Source organism: Moorella mulderi DSM 14980, from assembly GCF_001594015.1.
Lineage (GTDB): Bacteria > Bacillota > DSM-521 > Neomoorellales > Neomoorellaceae > Neomoorella > Neomoorella mulderi.
This window is the reverse complement of the sequence record NZ_LTBC01000053.1, coordinates 1-811: the sequence shown is the minus strand read 5'-3', so window position 1 is coordinate 811 and position 811 is coordinate 1. Positions and strand designations below refer to the sequence as shown.

Below are 811 nucleotides of genomic sequence, written 5' to 3'. Positions count from 1 at the left end.
ATCCTTATTCTTCTTTTTTGACCGGGTTACGTAAAACACCGATTTCGGGTATGATGGCTTCCATTATGTCGCCCTCTTTTACGGTGTCCGGAGCGCCAATATCTCCCAGCGCTATGATGTCCCCTACTTCCAGGGTCATATGCTGGGATACGTTGGCGATGATTTCTGGAATGGTCCACATCATGTCTTTGGTATTACCTTCCTGTTTCCATTCCCCGTTAACCCGGAATTTTAGCTCCACTTTTTGCGGGTCTGGAATCTGGTCAAAAGGTACGATGTAGGGCCCAAACGGTGCAAAGGTGTCAAACGTTTTATTCTTGGGATAGAGCATGCCCCGGCACGTTACGTCATTCAAAATGGTCCAGCCGGCTACATACTCATAGGCTTCTTCTTTGGTGAAGTTTTTGCCTTTCTTACCGATTACCGCCGTCAGTTCCGTACCATAAGTAACTTTATCTGGCCATACCTTCGGTAACAACACATATCCTTCCGGTTCAACAATCGAACTGTGAGGTTTAAAGAATATATGGGGTTCATCGGGTACGTCTAAATTTCCTATCTGCACATGGCTCATGAAGGAGCGACCTATGCAGATAATCTTCGTGGGCTTCACGGGATTTAGGACCTTTACATCTCTCAGATTGTACACCAATTTCTCCCCGTTGGGACCGCTCGCACCAGGATTGCTCTTTACATAATCTACCGCTTTCCTGGCTGCCTCTATTGCCTGGCTGCCTCCTTTTAAGAAGGCTACCATCTCCGTTGGTACCACAGCATCGGCTAACTGGTAGGGCTGCGTCGCTAGTTCTTT

The 811-nt window shown here is 47.5% G+C and carries 1 protein-coding gene; it reads right to left on the bottom strand.

Translation table 11 applies throughout. The annotated features are described in order from the left end of the window. Positions 1-4: 4 nt before the first annotated feature. The coding region (locus tag MOMUL_RS15210; RefSeq protein WP_062286253.1) for a fumarylacetoacetate hydrolase family protein at positions 5-811 on the bottom strand (807 nt) is incomplete at its 5' end.